Below are 18,143 nucleotides of genomic sequence, written 5' to 3'. Positions count from 1 at the left end.
CAGCATGGCTGGAATCACCGGGCAGGGTACGAACTACAACCTGCCCAACTTCGTCGGCGAGCTCTTCCAGGTGAGCCCGTCCGAGACGCCCCTCCTGTCCGCGATCGGCGGCCTGACCGGTGGCGAGGAGGTCAAGTCCGTCGAGTTCGAGTGGCAGGAGGAGGACCTCCGCGACTCTCAGGAGAACCGGACCCGACTCGAGGGCGCGAACGCGCAGAACTCGGATCAGCGTGTCCGCCGCAACGTGAAGAACGTCGTCGAGATCCACCAGGAGACCGTCGAGGTCAGCTACACGAAGCAGGCCGCGACCGGTCAGACGTCGGGCGTGAACAACGACCAGACGAACCCGGTCACGAACGAGCTGGACCACCAGCTCGAGCTTGCGCTGAAGGCGAAGGCCGTCGACATCGAGCTGTCGTTCATCCTCGGCCGCAAGTTCGTCCCCACCGACAACACGCAGGCGCGGCGTACGGGTGGTCTGATCGAGGCGATCAGCACCAACGTCATCGACCTCGGCACGTCGTACACGGGCCTGTCGGCCACGACCGACACGATCGCGCAGGTCGCGACGCCCCTCGCGAACGGTGACGCCGTGCGGTTCACCAGCGTGGGCGTGTCCACGGGCGTCCGCCTCGACCGGGTCTACTACGTCGTCTCGAAGGCGACGGACTCGTTCAAGGTCGGCGCGACGAAGGGTGGCGCTCCGATCACGATCGGCACCGCGACCGTCGCCGTGTCGAAGCTGACGACGGCCGGCCCCGTCAAGGACACCTACGACGCCCTCTTCGAGAAGGTGTTCCAGTCGGGTGGCCTCGGCGACGACACCGCAACGATCATCGTCGGTGCCCGCCAGAAGCGGTCGCTGTCGACGGCGTACGCGAAGGCGTTCGGCCAGTACCAGGAAGAGTCCCGCAACGTCGGTGGTGTGAACTTCACCACGATCATGTCGGACTTCGGCACGTTCAACGTGCTCCTGGACCGGTGGATGCCGGCGGACGCGTTCATGGTGTCGACGCTGTCGCAGCTGAAGCCGAAGTTCCTCGTCACGCCCGGAAAGGGTCACTTCTTCTCGGAGCCGCTGGCGAAGATCGGCGCGTCGGACCGCGAGCAGCTGTACGGCGAGGTCGGCCTCCAGTGGGGCAACGAGCGCGCCCACGGCATCATCCGCGGCCTGCCGGTCGAGCCGGTCTGGGCGTAACCACCTTGGAGGGCGGGGGCTTCACGGTCGCCGCCCTCCGCTGATCAAGGAAGCAGGTTCCCCATGTCCCTGAAGATCACCACCCCGGATGGTCTGTCCGGGTCCCGGTCGGGTCTCGACTTCATCGACGGTGAGGCGGTCGTGGAGTCCATCGACGACGCCGCCCGCGCTGTGCTGACCGAGCACGGGTTCACGTTCGAGGAGATCGAGGAAGCCGAGGTCGTCGAGATCGAGGCGCCCACGGATGACTGGACGCACGAGCAGATCGATGCGTTCGCCGCGAAGTTCGAGATCGATCTCGCGGGCGCGTCGAAGAAGGACGAGAAGCTCGCCGTGATCGCGAAGGCGATCGAGGACCGCACGGCCGCCGCTGAGGCGTCCGGCGTCCTGCAGTAGCTGACAGAGGTTCCGGCGCGGCGTGATCCGCTCCGCCGCGCCGGAACCACCAGACCCCAGGAGGTCATCATGACGATCACGATCCGTCACCCGCGCCCCGAGGCTGGCGCGCAGTCGTTCATCGGTGTGGGATTCGTCGACGGCGTCGCGACTGTCGACGCGCTGCACCCCGAGCGGGAGCGTGCGCTGATCCAGCACGGCTTCACCATCGAACGCGAGAACGTGCTGACCGGCAACGGGCCGTTCGAGCCGCTGCCGGATGCGGTCGAGGGCGACGACCGACCGAAGACCTCCCGCCGCCGGAAGGCGTGACCGGTGCGCGTGTACGCGACGGCCGCCGACTACTACGCCTTCATCGGCACCACCCAGCCGACCATCCCCGACCCCGGCAACCCGGGGCACACGATCCCCCTGCCCGAGGAGGACATGAATGCTCGCCTGCGGCGCGCGTCCGGGCAGGTCGAGTCGTACGTGCGCACCGCACGGTACGCGACCGACCCGGACGGCTACCCGACCGATCCGGCGATCGCTGACGCACTCCGTGACGCGACGTGCGCTCAGGCCGACTACTGGGCGGAGACCGACGACCCGACCGGTGGTGGCGCTGTCGCCGGTCCGGTGAAGATCGGTTCCGTCTCCCTGGGCGGCACGGCCGTCGGCGGCGCCTCATCCCGCAGCGCGGCGGACACACGCCGTGCGGACGAGGCCGTCATCATCCTCCGCAACGCGGGCCTCATCGCGTCCGCCACGAAGCACACGTAGGAGGCACCGTGGCTCGCCTGCAGCGCAAGCATCTCCCCCACGAGGTCACCGTCACCCCGTTCCTCGGCGATGGGGCGGAGGGCGATCTGTGGGGCGACCCCGTCACCCGCCCCGCCTACGTGGAGCAGAAGACTCGCCTGAAGGTCGACCGCCGGTCCACGTCTCCCACGTCGGGGCAGGAGATCACGTCGACGACGATGGTCGTCGTCCTGCCCGAGCATGACGCGCTCCCCCGCACGAAGGTCACGGTGTGGGCCGGGACGCCCCGTGAGCGGACCTCCGAGATCATCGACAGCGCGTTCTTCGACTACCGCGGCACACCGAACCACGTCGAGTTGTTCCTGGAATGAGGCGGCTGTGAGCGTTCGAGCAGAGGTCATAGCCGAGTCCCGGTTCGCTGAGATCGCGCAGCAGATCCGCGGCGACCTGATCCAGGGCGAGAACCTCGCCGCCGAGCGCCTCATGGCCGAGTCGGTCGACCGGTCTCCCATGGATCTCGGCACTCTCGCCGACGCGCACGCTGTGGAACTCGCGACCGACCCGGACGAAGGAGCCGCGGTGACGGTGACGACGCCCTACGCGGCGCGTCTCCACGAGCACCCCGAGTACAACTTCTCGACCAAGGCGAACCCGCGCGCGCAAGGCAAATGGGTAGAGAACGCGGCGGCGGAGTCGAAGGACGAGCTCGGCGCGATCATCGTGAAGCAGGTGGACCGTGGCTGATGATGCCCCAGAGATCGTCCTGAACCGGGCTCTCGCGACCCTCCTCGACACGAACGGGCTCGCCGTGTACCACCCGACGGGCGCGATCCCCGACCGCGGCATCCGCCTCGACGGGGTCATGCCCACGATCGACCAGTTCACGCTCCTCACCCCGCTCCGCCCGATCCCTGACGGCCGCGCTGACATGACCTACCGGACGCAGATCTACACGCGCCGGAAGGGCTCACTGCTCGTCGCGCGACAGTGGGCGGCGGACCTCCGCGCGACCCTCGATCAGGCCGAGTACACGCCGAACGTCCTCGGCATCTCGTTCGCATGGGAGTTCTCCGCGACCGACTTCGATCCCGACACGCAGGGACGCTCCGCCGTCGCAGCGACCTACTACTTCCGCGGGCGCCGCCCGTAGGAACCCCCTGCCGGGAGCGCCGGCACCACCACCCATGAAGGAGGTCGGCATGTCCGACGACACTCTCTACGAGTCCACGGCGCCCGCAGCGGGTTCCCTGGCCCTCGCCCACCAGAAGATCCTCCGCCTGAAGCAGTCGGGGGCGTTCGTGAACATCACGGGCGACATCAACAACCTCGCCCTGAACCCGTCGCCGATCACGGTGCAGCGGGAGGTGTACGGCACGAAGGGTCGAACCTCGGAGGACGTGATCGGCTACAACTTCGCGCCCACGTTCGATGTCGAGGTGGTCCGCGACCCGGTCACCCGCGAGATCGTCGCCGCGCAGGCGTGGGTCATCGACCTGATCAACGCGGCCTACTCGGAGGGCGTCGCGAACAAGCGCGACCTCCAGATCATCACCGACGCGCTCGACGAGCGGTTCCCGACCTTCCAGGGGCGGTTCTCGGTCAAGGTGTCCGACGCGAACACCGGCTACGCGGACAAGGCGCTGCTGCGCTTCACCCTCGCGAACGACGGCCTCGTGGATCGCCTCGCCGTGTCGCCGATCGCGGGCGCCGGCACTCCGATGCTCGAGTCCGCGTCGCCCGCGGGCCTCGCCCCTGGGGACCTGCTGAAGATCACCGGCTACCGCCTGGCCTCGACGGTCTCGGCCACGGTCGACGGTCAGGGCGTCGCGGAGCTGCGCGTCGTCGATGACAACACGCTCGTCGTGCTGATCCCGTCCGGGGTGTCGGGTGCTGCCCCCATCGTCGTGACGAACACCGCGGGCGTGTCCAACACACTCGCCTACGCGGCGGCCTGACCGGAAGGAGCGCAGGGCTCATGACGGTCACGGCAAGCAAGCAGGGCAGGAACCTCGTTCTGGCGTTCGAGGGGGTGGACGAGCCGTTCGTGGTTCGTCCGCTCCCCGGCCGCGCGGGCCTGCAGATCACGGACACGTACCTCGCGGTGTCGGGCGGCGAGGATCGAGCGCGAGAGATGACGCAGGCGCTGCAGATCGCGGTCGACGGCGCCCGCCTCAACCCCGATACCGGCCGGTGGGAACCGTTGCCCGACGCCGAACAGACGAACTTCAACCGCATCGGGATGGAGCTGTCGCAGGACGAGGCCGAATCGATCCTCATGCCCGCCTTCTTCTGGCAGACCGCGCTCGGCTTCGACGGGGTCAAGGCGTACATCGAGGGCGGTGAGGGTCTCGCCGGCACCCTAAAAGCGACGGGGGCGCTGTCGCGCCGTCTGGGCCTGTTGGTCCGGCCGACATCGCCCGCGGCATCGCCGCAGGACTGATCATCCCTATCGGGGTGGCGGACGAGAACGGGGTCTACCCCGACTACGTCTACACCCCGCAGTGGCGGGAGCAGCGCACACGACGCCTCGCGACGGTGGCGCCCCGGGACGGCGGCCTGTCGGCGCGGGACTTCTGGTCGATGACCCTCCCGGCTCTGTTCGGTGAGGTGGAGATCGACCTCGCCCAGACCGGCATCATCCCCGACCTGGACCAAGCACTCGACACACGCCCCTGGCACTTCATCCGCGAGGCGATCCTCCGACTCCCCGACCTCGACCGCACCTGGGTGCAGAAGGCGGTGACGGATGAGCTTCGACGCAGGCGCCCTGATCTTCAAGATCAAGACCGCGGGCTACCAGACCTTCGAGCAGCAGATGCAGGCCGCCGACCGGACGGTGCAGCAGGTCGGGAAGTCGGGGGCTGAGGCCGCCCCGAAGGTCGAGAAGACCGGGTCCGCGGTCGAGCAGACGGGGAAGAAAGCGAAGGACGCCGCCCCAGCGCTCGATGCGCAGGCGAAGTCGACGAAGAAGGTCGGCGATGAGTCTGCATCTGCGACCCCGAAGCAGGAGAAGCAGAAGTACACCACCGAGCAGCAGGCCGACGCGGCGAAGAAGCTCGCTGCTGGCCTCACGATCGCTGGTGTTGCTGTCGCGGCGATGGTGGCTCTGTCTGTCGCGAAGTGGACCGAGTTCGATCAGGCAATGTCGAACACTTCGGCCGCCGTGATGGCGTCGGCGCAGGAGCAGAAGGACCTCTCAGAGGCGGCCCTGAAGGCCGGTGCTGACACCGCCTACTCAGCATCTGAGGCTGCGGCTGCTGAGGAAGAACTCGCGAAGGCCGGCCAGTCCGTATCGGACATTGTGGGCGGGTCGCTGAACGGTGCGCTCGCGCTCGCGGCGGCCGGCCAGTTGCAGGTCGCACGGTCCGCGGAGGTCATGGCGACCACGCTGACCCAGTTCCGGCTGCCCGCCTCGCAGGCCGCGCATGTCTCCGACGTGCTCGCGGCGGGTGCGGGGAAGGCGCAGGGGTCCGTCGATGATCTCGCGCTCGCGCTCAGTTACGTCGGCCCCCTGGCGGGCTCGGTGGGGTTGTCGCTGGATGAGACTGCCGGGACGATCGCGTACTTCGCGACGCAGGGCATCATCGGCGAGAAGGCTGGCACTGCACTCCGAGGCGTGCTGGCAGGGCTGCAGGCGCCCTCCGCCGCGGCGCAGAAGGAGCTCGACAAGTACAACATCACCGCGTTCGACGCGAACGGGAACATGCTGTCCCTCGCGGGCATCGCCGAGCAGCTGCGCGGGAAGCTCAGTGGGCTGACGGAGCAGGAACGGCTCGCGGCGCTGGGGCGTATCTTCGGCAACGAGTCCCTGAACGCCGCGACGTTGCTGTATGAGGGTGGCAGTAAGGCGATCTCGAAGTGGACCGATGAGGTCAACGATTCGGGGTACGCGGCTGAGCAGGCCCGGGAGCGGCAGAACAACCTTGCTGGGGACATCGAGAAGCTCGGCGGCGCGATGGACACCGCCCTGATCCGCACCGGGTCGGGCGCGAACGATGTGCTCCGCGAGATGGTTCAGGCCGTCACCTCACTCGTCGACTGGTTCGGGGAGCTCCCGGGCCCGGTCGTTGAGGTCGCCCTCGGTCTGGGTGTCGCGACGGGTGCTGCGCTGCTGCTCGCGGGGGCGGCCGTCGGGCTCCGGGTGAAGTTCATCGAACTCAAGGCTCAGCTGGATGCGACGAGCGTGAGCATGGGGAAGACTGCCCTCGTTGGGGGCATCGTCGGGGTCGCGTTGACCGGTGTCGTCGCGGTCGTGGCGTTGCTCGCGCAGGCTCAGGCAGAGGCGCGCGCACGCGCCGAGGCGTACGCCGACGCGCTGAGCCAGAGCGAGTCCGCTGCCCGGAAGTTCGTCGCCGAGCAGCTCGCGATGAAGGACAGCTTCCTGTGGATGGACCGGGGATCCGCGATCGACAACGCGAAGAAGCTCGGGATCTCCATCGACGACGTCACGAAGGCCGTCACCGGCAGCTCCGCGGAGTTCGCGAAGTTCAAGGACCGGGTGCAGGCCGCCTACGACACGAAGGGTCAGGGCGTCGAGTACGGCGTCGCGATGCAGCAGCTCACCGAGCGTGTCGAGCAGCTGCGGACCGCGCAGTCCGATGCCGCGCAGACGTCCAGGGAGACCGCGGAGGCGCAGAAGTCCCTCACGGGAGCGACGGACAGGAACGGTGCGAGCGTCGCGGACGCCGCCGACAAGTACCTGGAGGCCGCCGGCAACGTCGAGGATCTGCAGAGCAAGCTGAGCAAGCTGATCGATACCGTCAACGCGGCCAACGGGGTCGGGCAGGACGCGATCACCGCGAACATCAACTACCGTGACTCGCTCGCGAAGATCGACGAGACGATCTCGAAGGCCGCGGATGGTGTTGAGGGCTACTCGGCGACCCTCGATCAGGGAACGCAGTCCGGACGCGACAACATGGCGATGCTCGTCGGGCTCGCCGACGACGCCCAGAAGGCCGCCGACGCGCAGTTCGCGCTCGACGGCAACACCGACGCCTATCGGGCCACGCTGGAGTCCAGCAGGCAGACTCTCATCGACCGTGCTGAGCAACTCGGCTACAACGCCGACGAGGCGGCGAACCTCGCCGATCAGATCTTCCGCATTCCGTCCGAGACGCAGTGGAAGATCATCACGGATACCGCGTTCGCGCAGACCCAGATCGACCGGTTCGTGTACGAGAACAGCGGCCGTGAAGTGATCCTGAAGATCGGGACGTCGCGTGTCGCACAAGGTGCCGGCGGGTCGGGCGGCATCACGCAGGCCGACGGAGGGATCGTCACGTTCCACGCGAACGGGAGCGTGCGTGAGAATCATGTCGCGCAGATCGCGCGCGCCGGCGAGTGGCGAGTGTGGGCGGAACCGGAGACCGACGGGGAGAGCTACGTCCCTCATGCGCGCTCGAAGCGTGCCAGGTCCGAGCAGGTCATGGCGCAGACTGCCGAGATCCTCGGGGGAACGTACATCCCCGCGGGTGCAAGACCTTCGCTCGCCACCCCCGGTCCGGACAGCCCATCCATTCAATTCGGCGACATCCGCATCGAAGGCGGGGGTGTGTCGGCGGCAGAAGTCCTGTCGATGATCCATCAGGCCATCCGGGGCGCGATGCGCGAAGCCGCGGGAGGGTGACGCCGTGATCGATGAGGAGTTCCAGGCGGAGGTGTCGTCGGTCAAGTTCCGGGGCACCTTCCTGGACGGCCACTTCGACCGCACGCCCGGCTTCTACGTCGAGGATGTCCAGGGCATCCTCGGTGGCGGGTCGGTGTCGTACGAGAGCGCCGCGCTCGCGGATGGTGACGGGGAGTTCGATCTCCCGAACCGGCGCGACGAGCCCCGCATCATCGCTTTCTCGGGGTTCGCGTACGCGGACAGCATGTGGGCGCTCGGCCGCATGATTCGTCAGCTCGACGGACTCCTCGCGGCGCGTGACGCGACCGGCGAGCTGGTGTGGACCGAGTTCGGAGAGTGGTTCAGCACGACCGTGCGGCGTGGCCGCGGGTGCTCGGTTACCCGTCGCGGGGCGACAGGTTTCGCGGACTTCACGATGCGGTTCCGTGCGCCGTCGCAGCGGATCTACGGGGAGAGCAACCCGTTCGGCCCCGGGACGTCACTGGCACTGTCCCACCGCGGCACCTACCCGTCACCGCCCGTGTTCACCGTCCCCGGCCCGCACTCAGGGTTCACTCTCACCGGTCCTGGGGGGCGACGGTTCGTCGTCTCCCAGCCAGCGGGGGCGGGCCACAAGCACACGGTCAACATGCGCGACGGGAGAGTGGCGCTCGACGGCGCCCGCCAGTACGGCGTGTCGCCCCGCGCTGACGTATGGATGGTTCCTCCCGGCGCTGGGGGTGTAGCGACGTCGTGCACGGTCCCGTTCCTGGCCGACGTCCCCGACGCGTTCATCTGAGGAGGTCCCGTGGGCACTGAGTGGTCGACCGCGATCCACGCGACCCAGTCCGGTGAGCTCCTCGAGGTCGTGCGACCGGCCGCGGGTGGATGGGTGCGGGGTCAGGTGTCGAGCCGCCAGCATCTGCTCCGTCTCGCTGACGACGGTCTGAACCGGGCGCGCCGGCATGAGGTGTTCCAGGAGTGGGATCGGACTCTTGTGGTCCGGGAGAACGGCGTCCCGGTGTACGCGGGCCTGATCACGGGCCTCCCGTATGCGAAGGCGTCACAGCTGCTGACGGTGAAGCACATCGACCTGCGGGAGCTGCTGAAGCGCCGGCACCTGTTCGGTGTGCCCTTCTACGAGCCCGCGGGGACCGTCGAGGTCACGGACCTGTCGCTGGGTGGCATCATCCGCCGGATGCTGTACCTCGGGCTCGTGCACCCGTTCTCCGAGTGGTGGCCGGTGCCCGTGAACCTGCCCGCCGAGGAGGCCGGGTCGATCTCACGGACGTTCTTCCACTACGACTTCCAGACCATCGACAAAATCCTCACCGACATCACGAAGGAAGACGGCGCGCCGGACTTCGACCTGCAACCGGTGTACGACACCAACGAGCGCCTGTCCTGGGACGCGCGGATCGGGTCCCCGTACCTGGCGGGGCCGACGTTCGACGTCCCGCTGGATGCGGACGAGTCACCCGCCACCGACCTCGCTGTGGGCCGCGACGGGATGCGGATGGCGACCGGGGTGTTCGTGCAGGGCAAAGGCGGCGAGCAGGACATGCGCGTCGCGCAGGTCGTGGACGACATCACCGGCCTCTCGAAGGACTGGGAGCTGCCCGCGAAGAAGGTCGACGACCTCGACCAGCTCGCGTCCCTCGGCCGCGGCTACCTCAAGCCGCGCGCCCGGCCGACCCGGCAGTGGTCGCTGAATGTGCAGGCCGCGGACGTCCCCCCGCACCTGCTCAGGCTCGGGTCCACGATCCGCACCCACATCCACGACGACCCGTGGCTGCCAGACGGCGCAGAACCGCACAGGGTGATCGGGTTCTCCGGCGACGTCTCCTCCGACACGATCACCCTCGAGCTGGAGGAGCAATAGATGGACCGCGACCGGCTCGACGAATCAGAGGCATCCCAGCTGTGGGCCGCCGTCGCCGAGCTGCGAACCTCGATGATGGCGGGGTTCACGTCCATCACCCGCGGGTCGCTGCGCGTCGCTTCCGAAGACGGCCTGATCGTCGAGGGCACCGCCCTGGTCACGGGCCTGCTCCGCGTGATCGGCCGGGTGCTCGTGCAGGGCCTCGGGATCCTCGAAGTGTCCTCCCTCATCGACCTGACCGGCATGCTCCGTGTCCTCGGCGAGATCCTCGTGCCCGACGGCGGGAAGATCACGGTCGGCGACATCCGCATCGAGGGCGGCAGGATCTACGTCGGCGAGGGCGCGAACCAGATCATCATCGACGGCACGACCGGACAGATCACCGCCGGCGGCATGACCATCGACCCGGACGACGCCGGCGGGTCGATCCTGTTCCCCGGCGGCGCGAAGGTCACCGGCAACGACGGTAGCCCCGGGGTGAAACTCGAATCGGGCGCCGCGTGGGCCGCGAACATCGCGCAGAACGGCATCCGCCTCGCAGGCGACGTCGGAGGGGCATCCCTCACCCTCACGGCCGCGCTGCTCGCACTCGGTGCACCCCGGATACAGATCAGCGCCGACGAGCTCGTGCTCGGCGTCGGAACGATCGGCAGCCTCAACGAGGTCACGCACTGGCTTGGCCGCCGCGGCGACGGCACCGTCGGATGGGTATCGAAGTCGACCGGCGGGCCGACCGGGTCCGGGCTGCTGCGGTGGCCGTTCTCCCTGACCCTGGTGACGAAGGAGTTCGACACCACCGACCCGATGTACGACCCTCCGGGGCACCGCGGCATCGACTTCGGCGCGGCCGCCGGCACACCAATCCCGGCGGCGGGCTCGGGCACGGTCCTCGCGACCGGGTACGACTCCGAGCGCGGTTACTTCGTGATCCTCGACCACGGGACCCGCGACGGCCGGCATCTCACGACCCGCTACTACCACCTGATCGGCCCATCCCCGCTCGCGGAAGGCGCCCCGATCAGCAAGGGCGAAACGGTCGGGTCGGTCGGATCGACCGGCCTATCCGACGGCCCGCACCTGCACTTCGAGACCCGCTACGACGGCGTCGCCGAAAACCCACGCGCCGTCATGGCCATCTACGGCGAGTAGTCCCGCCACCCCCCATCTCCCCGCCCCGGGGCTTTCTTGTCGTGCCCGCTGCGCGGGGTTAGGAGACGTCGATGCCGCTTGTAACGATCACGGGAACGGCGCGGGATCATGCCCGCGTCCCGATCTCGGCGAGCCTCCGGCCACGGCTGTGGTTCGTGCCGAAGAACGCGGAGATCGGTGCCGGGCTGATGACGGCCACCGAGGTGCAAGCCACATGGACCAACAACTCGGGCGGTTTCACCGTGGAGGTCGAGTCGGGCCTCGCCTACAGGGTGCGGATGGACTGGCTGGTCCCGGGTCAGGAGAACGAGCCTCCGGAGAAGCGCGCGCGCGGCTTCGTGGAGTGGCCATTCGATGTGAACTCCGACGTCGGCGGCGACGTGGACGACCTGGTCGACCTGATCATCGGCAACGACCTCACCTACTGCTCGCCCACGGCGCCCGATGCCGGCGTGCGAACCGGGTTCCAGCTCAACACGACCACAGATGACCTGTACCAGCGGAAGGTGACGTTCTGATGGCAACCGTCGAATACGTGTGGGTCGCGAACCTCCGGGGCCGCCAGGGCGCCCGGGGCATCCCGGGTATCCCCGGCGAGCAGGGCCCCCCGGTTCCCGCCGAGCAGCTCGCTGCCGCCGTGGAGACCGCTCTGGCCGCCACGGGGCGTCTGTCGAACTACGGTGTGGCTGTCGGCACCGGGAGCCCTCTGACGGACCTGGACGCACTGCCGAACGAGTCCGGGTTCTACCGGGCGTTCTCAACCGCGCTGAACCGCCCCCCGGGGTTCACGGGGACGGTGCTGCATCTCGCGTACCTGTCGACGTCTGCGATGCAGGTCGGTGTCCCGGTCGGTTCGACGACCCCGACGGGCCTGTGGGTGCGTGTGAAGCGTGAGGGTGTGTTCGGGGACTGGCAGCAGGTCCCGACCCTCGCCGAGGTGACGACGCTGCTGGACTCCCTGGACCTCGTCAACGCGACGGAACTGACCGCCTCCCTGGACCCGGTTCTCGCCGAGCTCGCGGGGCGCCTGTCGGCGGAGGCGCTCGCCGAGGCTGCCGCTGTCGTCGCGAATGCGGAGATCGACCGTCGTGACCCCGTCGTGTACAACGAGGCCCCGGTGAGCCGCGGGAATGGCGCGTCGTGGCGGGTCCTCGACGATGGCCGGAACGCTGCGCTGGGTGTCTCGGCGGATGGTCTCACCACGATCGCTCAGGGGCGTGTCGAGGGGGATCTCACCGTCGTGGGGAACATCCCGTCCGAAGCCTCCTCGTCTCGGGTGCTCGACTCTGCCGGGACTGCCGCGTTCGCGATCGGTGAGCACGGTGAGGTGTGGGTGGGGGCGACGGAGGTTCGGCCGTCTCTCGACCGATTCATGGTCCGGGACGCTTTCGGGAACGTGGCGTTCGCGGTGCTTCCGGACGGGTCCGTGTTCCCGTCCGCTCCTCCGCAGAGCGGGGAGCTGCGGGTGGAGGACTACGGGACGGTGCTCCCGGCCCGGTACCTCACCGACGTGTCGATGACGGCCGGGTCCGCGGCTCTCACCTCCACCTCTTACGCCTTCACCTCCGACGATGTCGGCAAGACTGTCGGTGTTCGTGGTGCGGGTGTGATCTCCACCGACTACATGACTCTGGCCAACGACGGGGTCTTGGTCGGGACGATCGTGGGCGTCGCTGGCGGGGTGGCGACGTTGAGCGTCGCCGCGGTGAACACCCTCACGGGCGGGGAGGCCGCGTTCGGGGTGCCGATCGATGTTGCCCTCGCGGCGGCGCTGAACGCAGCATCCGCTCTCGGGGGGCGCACGGTCGTGATCCCGGCGGGCGTGTACGTCGCGTCGGCGAGCACCCAGATCCCCTCACGCTGCTCCGTGCGTGGCGCGGGGCGGGGCCGCACCCTCGTGTACGTGGTGAAGATCTCGACCTCGAAGACGTCGACGAGTGCGGCGTGGCTGCGGGAAGGCGCATGGGAGGCGGACAACTACCTCCACAACGTGAACCTCTCCGACTTCTCCTGTGATGGCCGGTTCTTCGCAGCCACCCACGGGTACTCGTACGAGATGAAGATGATCCACATCTCGTCGACGCGGAACTCGTCGGCGCGGCGGCTGGGGATCTTCAACAACCCGGCGACCGCCCTCGGCTACGACAACTCGACCAACTGCGTCCTCGAAGAGAACATCATCGTGAACTTCGCTCGCTTGAACGTGGTCGATCCGACCTCCCCGGCCGGCGGGTCGGGTGGGTCGGGGATCGGGACGGCGACGGGTGGCCGTGGCGGCGCGGTGTCCATCATCATCCGCAACAACTTCATCCAGGGGAACTGGACGGCGGCGGGTGGTGCGGGTCACGCGTGCATCCTCATCGAGGCGGCATCGAACACGCCCGCGCCGGGCACCTGGCCGGCGGCGGTGATCATCGAGGGCAACATCCTCCAGGGTGGGTTCACGGGGATCACGGATTCCGGCGGGTCGGACACGAAGATCCTCGGCAACGACATCTCCGCCTGCGCCATCGGGATCTACCTCGGCAACAACGCCGTGCCGAAGGGCATGGTCGCACGCGACGCGATCATCGCGAACAACACCGTCCGTGACGGTGTCACCGCGGCAGGGTACGCGTGCGTCGGGCTGCTGATCACGACGGTCACCGGTGCGATCGCGAGCGAGGGCCGCACCCTCGTGACCGGGAACATCTTCCGCACCGGTGACGGTGTCGGGGTGCTCCTGGATGCGACGGTGAGCCCGCTGTTCCACATGCACCTGATGGGCAACGCGATCCGGGACAACGACGGGCGAGGCCTCGTGATCATGGGTGTCTTCTACGACCTGATGGTCGTGCACCAGCAGATCAGCGGCAACGGCCGTGGCGGGGCGCAGACCGAAGCGATCTTCGTCGCGCCGGGCAGCACCTGGACGGACGGCTCCCTGATCGGGAACTCCCTCACCGACTACGCGGCCACGCCGACGCAGACGAACAGCTACGTCACGGCAGGGGCGACCCTGACCGGCGTCACCATTTCCGGCAACACCGGCGACAACTAAGGAGCCCTTCATGGACATCATCCTCGACACCACGTTCACCGTTCCCGGCCTGAAGAAGGCGTCCACGGTCCTCGCCGCGGACACGTTCGACTACACGTCCCCGACGCTCCTCCCGACCCGTGTCGGTGGGCGGGGGTGGGCGGAGGTCCCTTCGGGAGGGTCACTCCTGGCGGCCCTGACCGTGGGCGGGTCTGCGGTGAAGATCGCTACCGACCCGACCACCTACGCCGATTCCCGGTTCGCGACCATCCCCGCCGTGTCGAACGTCGTCGTGGAATCGACCCTCGCCGGCAAGCCCGCAACCCCGACGTCGCGGTGGCCGTTCATCGCCGCCCGGATCTCCCCGGACGGTTCCAAGGGGATCATCGTGTGGGCGCTGGACTTCTGGGAGATCCAGGCGTGGCAGGCGGGCACCGGCACCCCGCTCATCGCGTCCACGTTCGCCCCCACGGTGGGCGACAAGGTCGCGATCACGGTCGACGGGGATGTCGCGTCCCTGCACATCAACGGGACCCCCGCGGCCACCGTCGCCGCGCCCGCCGCAACCTACCCCGGGACCCTCGCCGGCATCGCGTCCCGCCGCCAAACCTCCGGGACCTCCCGCATCGGGCAGGCGTGGGGCGACTTCCGGGTCCGCACCCCCGGAATCATCTGAGGAGACACACCATGACCCCGACCGACCTTCGCACGGCGGTGGCCCGCGCGTACCCGGACGAGAACTGGGACACCCTCTGCGCCGGGTTCGCGTACCTGTGCTGCCGCCTGTCCGGCACGGTGCGGCGCGCGTACCCGTCAGCGACGGACGCCCGGCTCGCATCGCAGATCGTGTCCACGGACCCCGCCACGGCGCCCGCCGGAGCGTTCCACCACTGGTCCTACTGGACGCGCCTGGGCGGCGTGTACCAGGACTGGGGGCACGTCGGCATGGCGCTCGGCGGTGGGCGATGCGTGATGACGAACCCCGAAGCGGGCGAGTGGGACTGGGGCGTCTGCCTCGGCGAGACCGACGTCGCCTCGTGGACCGCCCGACGCCGCGGCATCGTCACCTACGCCGGATGGTCCCACACCTACGGCGCCAACACCGCCACCATCACGACCCCGACTACCGCGGCCGCGGAAGCGCGCCCGCTCACCCCTCAGGAGGACGACATCATGCTCATGCTCACCGTCAAGACCCCGGCCGGCCCGCACCTGTGCTCCCTCAGCACGGGCGTGTTCCGCCACTTCATCCCGACCGACCCGTTCGACAAGATCATGCGGCTCTCCCGCATCCAGGACGACTGGCAGGACGTCGAGCTCTCCGAGCTTCCCGCGCTGCTCCGCACGTACGGCTGCGACCTCGCGATCTGGGACGTGCGAGGCGACGAGTTCGTGGTCCTCGACCCCCTCGACGGGTCCGTGCGCTCCGGCAACATGTGGTCGGCGGTCAACGCGGCCCGTGCCGGCGTCGCCCAGGTGAAGGTCACCTCGGAGCAGACGAAGGCCTATCTCGCGAAGCTGACCACGCCGTGATCCGGCGCCTGTGGGGCAGGATCACCGAACCCCGCCACATGAAGGCCGCGTTCGCGGTCCTGTACGTCGTGACGATCCTCACCGGGGTCGTGACGCTGCTCGTCCCGCCGATGTCGATTGCGGGGGAGCTCGGGCAGCCGTTGACGGTGGCGTGGTCGGTGTTCCTGCTCCTGGGCGGCTTCGGGGGTGTGCTGACGGTGTTCCCCGGCTGGTGGTTCGCGGAGCGGTTGTCGATCGTGCTGGTCTGGCTGGGCCTCGCGATCTACGCAATCGTGGTGCTCGCCCTCCACTTCCAGTCGCCCGGGTCCCGCCTCACACAGCTCGGGATGATCGTCCTCGCCGCGGGCCTCGGCTACATCCGCTGGCTGATGATCCGCCGCTACAGCTTCGAGCCGAGAGGTGGCTGATGGAGCCGACTCAGCTGATCACCCTCATCCTGTCCTCGAGCGTCGTCGGTGGCATCGCGACGAAGCTCGTCGACTGGGCCCGCGACGCCCACGCCGGCCAGCTCCAGAAGCGCCGCGCCGAGGTCGACGCCGCCCACGCGGTTCGCGACAAGGCACTCGCCGAGGTGCGCTGGTGGGACCGGTGGGCCGACATCCTCGAAGAAGCCCTCCGCCTCCACCGCCGGCAGATGATCGATGCCCCCTGCATCGACCCCGACGACCTCCCCCCGTACCCATCTCGCCCTGACAAGGAGAAGCCATGATCCCCACCGTTGCGTTCACGTTCGACCCGCTCGCGGTCGTGCAGCTGCTGATCGCGTTCGTCCTGCCCGTGATCGTCGGGCTCGTCACCACCCGCGTCGTGTCCCCGGCTGTGAAGGCGTGGCTGCTCGCCAGCCTCGCGCTGGTCACGTCGCTGCTCACCGAGCTCGCCCGCGCCCTCACCACGGGTGCCGTGTTCGACGTCGGTGTCGCTCTGCTCACCGCGCTGCCGACCTTCGTGGTGTCGGTCGCGACGTACTACGGCCTGTGGAAGCCGACCGGTGTGGCCCGTGCCGCGCAGGACGTCGGCGTCCGTGACCCGCAGAATCTGCTCCGCCGCGACCTGAAGGGCTGACCCCCACCCGGATTGCACCGTCCCGACGACGCTCCAACGAAAGGCCCCCTCCGCTTGCACCCACGGGTGCGGCGGAGGGGGCCTTTCGTCGTTCACCTCACGCTGAGCAGCTTCCACCCTGGCGGGGTCTTCGCCCGCAGCGCGTCGATCGTGTCGGCTTCGATCTCCCGCAGTTCGTCGTGTCGTTCGATCGTCCCGGTCGCGGTCATGAGCGTGGAGCCCTTGACCATCGCGACCGGCGCGGACGTGAGCACCCACCCGACCGGGGTGGCCTTGTCGAGCTGCGCTTGGATGTCGGCGAGGGAGTGGCCCTCGACGTCGATGGTGCGGGTCTCGTGGGGGCGGATCAGGCCGGTCAGCATCCGACCAGCCTACGAGCCGTTCTGTGCGCGCGGCGGGTTGTTCCAGTAGTTCCTGGCTTCCGCTTCCGCGGCGTCGCGAGCACGCTGCTCGTCGACCTCCAGCCATGCGAGGACTTCCTGGTAGGTGTCGACCTTCGCGACGGTCTCCCACTTCGTGCGGTCGAGGTGCCACCGTTTCACCTGGTACAGAATCAGCGTCTCGCCGGTGACCTGATCCACGGTCGGCCCGAGGTGTACGAGGTAGACGGGCCCGAACTGCGGGGTGAGTACCATCCAGGAGCGCTCTGCGACGTGCACCACCCTGTTCTCCATGGACGCCGACAGTAGCCGCGGCCGCGGACATCACCAGCCTGCGATGCCGGGGAGCCCGTCCTCTGCACGCGTCACCCAAGGGATGTCGACCGTGGACCCGCACCCTCGGCACTCGTACCCGCCATCGATCACGTACATGACCGTGCCACACACCTCGCAGCGAGGCTCGGTGCCAAGGTCGTCGTCCACGGATCTACTCGAAGCGATCTATGCGCACCCGAGCCGTGTCCTTCACATCATCGATGATGACCGAGCACTGGTAGTGAGATCGCACCTTCGCACCGAAACTGTTCTCCGCGTCCACCGCACCGACCACGGTCCAGGTCCCGCTCCCGGTGGCAGTGGAGCTGAAGTCCGCAGTGGTCGGAGCTTTTAGCTTTTCCTTGATCGCAGTCTCGCACTGTGCGATCGCCTCGAACGACGTGTTGGCGTTGTAGTCGCGCTTCGAGCTGGTTGCCGCAGCGACAATCACCGAGATCACGACGACGACCAAGATGCCAGCGACGACCCACAGCCACGTTGGGATCCCTCCCGCCGACGGCCGAGGTATGCCCGGGAGTGTCCTGTCGCTCACGATGCGGACTTCCTCAGCATCACGCCGATCATCAGGCTTGGGGCGGCAGATGTCACGCTCACCGGCTCCCACCCCCGCGCGACGAGCTCGTTGAGCTCGCGGTTGATTGTGTCCCGCGGCTGCTCGCCCCGTGCCTTCTGGCCCGAGGGCAACGTCACGTACCAGTACTCGGTCGCCATGCCGATGAGCATACAGACCTAATCGGCTGCCGTTTCCGATGGGTAAACGATGGCTTGCGGTCCGCAACTGAGATGACTTCCCAGTGTTTTGTAGCGGGAGCGGGGCTTGAACCCGCGACCTCACGATT

Annotated in this window: 25 protein-coding genes; 21 read left to right on the top strand and 4 right to left on the bottom strand. The window is 68.4% G+C overall.

Annotated elements, in window-relative coordinates; genetic code table 11:
- The first annotated feature begins 4 nt into the window (after positions 1-4).
- From WFI00_RS16260 to WFI00_RS16160, 21 genes are all read left to right on the top strand, one after another.
- Positions 5-1,198, top strand: coding sequence for an SU10 major capsid protein (locus tag WFI00_RS16260; protein ID WP_336642377.1), 1,194 nt, complete (start codon positions 5-7; stop codon positions 1,196-1,198).
- Positions 1,199-1,261: 63 nt separating this feature from the next.
- Positions 1,262-1,594 (top strand): hypothetical protein, encoded by a 333-nt coding sequence (locus WFI00_RS16255; RefSeq protein ID WP_336633590.1) that lies wholly within the window; start codon positions 1,262-1,264, stop codon positions 1,592-1,594.
- Between the two features lie 69 nt (positions 1,595-1,663).
- Positions 1,664-1,906, top strand: coding sequence for a hypothetical protein (locus WFI00_RS16250; RefSeq protein ID WP_336633589.1), 243 nt, complete (start codon positions 1,664-1,666; stop codon positions 1,904-1,906).
- Positions 1,907-1,909: 3 nt separating this feature from the next.
- Positions 1,910-2,356 (top strand): hypothetical protein, encoded by a 447-nt coding sequence (locus tag WFI00_RS16245; protein WP_336633588.1) that lies wholly within the window; start codon positions 1,910-1,912, stop codon positions 2,354-2,356.
- An 8-nt stretch (positions 2,357-2,364) separates the two neighbouring features.
- On the top strand, positions 2,365-2,706 hold the full coding sequence (locus WFI00_RS16240) for a hypothetical protein (protein WP_336633587.1): 342 nt from the start codon (positions 2,365-2,367) through the stop codon (positions 2,704-2,706).
- Between the two features lie 7 nt (positions 2,707-2,713).
- The gene (locus WFI00_RS16235; protein WP_336633586.1) at positions 2,714-3,079 is read left to right on the top strand and encodes a hypothetical protein; all 366 of its coding nucleotides are present in this window, start codon (positions 2,714-2,716) and stop codon (positions 3,077-3,079) included.
- Positions 3,072-3,485 (top strand): hypothetical protein, encoded by a 414-nt coding sequence (locus WFI00_RS16230; RefSeq protein WP_336633585.1) that lies wholly within the window; start codon positions 3,072-3,074, stop codon positions 3,483-3,485. The genes WFI00_RS16235 and WFI00_RS16230 overlap by 8 nt, the downstream gene beginning before the upstream one ends.
- Positions 3,486-3,534: 49 nt before the next feature.
- Positions 3,535-4,290 carry an IPT/TIG domain-containing protein gene (locus tag WFI00_RS16225; protein ID WP_336633584.1) on the top strand — a complete coding sequence of 252 codons (756 nt, stop codon included), beginning with the start codon at positions 3,535-3,537 and terminating at the stop codon, positions 4,288-4,290.
- A 20-nt stretch (positions 4,291-4,310) separates the two neighbouring features.
- Positions 4,311-4,775: a hypothetical protein gene (locus tag WFI00_RS16220; protein ID WP_336633583.1), complete on the top strand. Its 465-nt coding sequence runs from the start codon at positions 4,311-4,313 to the stop codon at positions 4,773-4,775.
- A gap of 14 nt (positions 4,776-4,789) precedes the next feature.
- Positions 4,790-5,200 (top strand): hypothetical protein, encoded by a 411-nt coding sequence (locus WFI00_RS16215; protein ID WP_336633582.1) that lies wholly within the window; start codon positions 4,790-4,792, stop codon positions 5,198-5,200.
- Positions 5,082-7,964, top strand: a complete 2,883-nt coding sequence (locus WFI00_RS16210) for a phage tail tape measure protein (RefSeq protein ID WP_336633581.1) — start codon at positions 5,082-5,084, stop codon at positions 7,962-7,964. Before WFI00_RS16215 ends, WFI00_RS16210 begins: the two co-directional genes overlap by 119 nt.
- Before the next feature lie 4 nt (positions 7,965-7,968).
- The gene (locus tag WFI00_RS16205; RefSeq protein ID WP_336633580.1) at positions 7,969-8,742 is read left to right on the top strand and encodes a hypothetical protein; all 774 of its coding nucleotides are present in this window, start codon (positions 7,969-7,971) and stop codon (positions 8,740-8,742) included.
- Positions 8,743-8,751: 9 nt separating this feature from the next.
- Positions 8,752-9,825, top strand: coding sequence for a hypothetical protein (locus WFI00_RS16200; RefSeq protein WP_336642376.1), 1,074 nt, complete (start codon positions 8,752-8,754; stop codon positions 9,823-9,825).
- Positions 9,826-10,974 (top strand): M23 family metallopeptidase, encoded by a 1,149-nt coding sequence (locus WFI00_RS16195; protein WP_336632846.1) that lies wholly within the window; start codon positions 9,826-9,828, stop codon positions 10,972-10,974.
- A gap of 71 nt (positions 10,975-11,045) precedes the next feature.
- The gene (locus tag WFI00_RS16190; protein WP_336632847.1) at positions 11,046-11,492 is read left to right on the top strand and encodes a hypothetical protein; all 447 of its coding nucleotides are present in this window, start codon (positions 11,046-11,048) and stop codon (positions 11,490-11,492) included.
- Positions 11,492-14,014 (top strand): hypothetical protein, encoded by a 2,523-nt coding sequence (locus WFI00_RS16185; RefSeq protein WP_336632848.1) that lies wholly within the window; start codon positions 11,492-11,494, stop codon positions 14,012-14,014. Before WFI00_RS16190 ends, WFI00_RS16185 begins: the two co-directional genes overlap by 1 nt.
- A 10-nt stretch (positions 14,015-14,024) precedes the next feature.
- Positions 14,025-14,669, top strand: a complete 645-nt coding sequence (locus tag WFI00_RS16180; protein ID WP_336632849.1) for a hypothetical protein — start codon at positions 14,025-14,027, stop codon at positions 14,667-14,669.
- A gap of 11 nt (positions 14,670-14,680) precedes the next feature.
- Positions 14,681-15,526: a hypothetical protein gene (locus WFI00_RS16175; RefSeq protein WP_336632850.1), complete on the top strand. Its 846-nt coding sequence runs from the start codon at positions 14,681-14,683 to the stop codon at positions 15,524-15,526.
- Positions 15,523-15,933: a hypothetical protein gene (locus WFI00_RS16170; RefSeq protein ID WP_336632851.1), complete on the top strand. Its 411-nt coding sequence runs from the start codon at positions 15,523-15,525 to the stop codon at positions 15,931-15,933. The genes WFI00_RS16175 and WFI00_RS16170 overlap by 4 nt, the downstream gene beginning before the upstream one ends.
- Positions 15,933-16,235, top strand: coding sequence for a hypothetical protein (locus WFI00_RS16165; RefSeq protein WP_336632852.1), 303 nt, complete (start codon positions 15,933-15,935; stop codon positions 16,233-16,235). The genes WFI00_RS16170 and WFI00_RS16165 overlap by 1 nt, the downstream gene beginning before the upstream one ends.
- Positions 16,232-16,588: a hypothetical protein gene (locus WFI00_RS16160; protein WP_336632853.1), complete on the top strand. Its 357-nt coding sequence runs from the start codon at positions 16,232-16,234 to the stop codon at positions 16,586-16,588. Before WFI00_RS16165 ends, WFI00_RS16160 begins: the two co-directional genes overlap by 4 nt.
- A gap of 92 nt (positions 16,589-16,680) precedes the next feature.
- Here the strand turns inward: WFI00_RS16160 and WFI00_RS16155 are convergent, their stop codons facing one another.
- From WFI00_RS16155 to WFI00_RS16140, 4 genes are all read right to left on the bottom strand, one after another.
- Positions 16,681-16,950, bottom strand: a complete 270-nt coding sequence (locus WFI00_RS16155) for a hypothetical protein (protein WP_336632854.1) — start codon at positions 16,948-16,950, stop codon at positions 16,681-16,683.
- A 9-nt stretch (positions 16,951-16,959) separates the two neighbouring features.
- On the bottom strand, positions 16,960-17,262 hold the full coding sequence (locus tag WFI00_RS16150) for a hypothetical protein (protein ID WP_336632855.1): 303 nt from the start codon (positions 17,260-17,262) through the stop codon (positions 16,960-16,962).
- A gap of 193 nt (positions 17,263-17,455) precedes the next feature.
- Positions 17,456-17,755 (bottom strand): hypothetical protein, encoded by a 300-nt coding sequence (locus tag WFI00_RS16145; RefSeq protein WP_336632856.1) that lies wholly within the window; start codon positions 17,753-17,755, stop codon positions 17,456-17,458.
- 77 nt (positions 17,756-17,832) lie between these two features.
- Positions 17,833-18,015, bottom strand: coding sequence for a hypothetical protein (locus WFI00_RS16140; RefSeq protein WP_336632857.1), 183 nt, complete (start codon positions 18,013-18,015; stop codon positions 17,833-17,835).
- Positions 18,016-18,143 lie beyond the last annotated feature (128 nt).

Origin of the sequence: Microbacterium sp. MMO-56 (assembly GCF_037146215.1) — a bacterium.
Lineage (GTDB): Bacteria > Actinomycetota > Actinomycetes > Actinomycetales > Microbacteriaceae > Microbacterium.
Note: the sequence above shows the minus strand (reverse complement) of the source record. Positions and strands in the feature narration are given on the sequence as shown.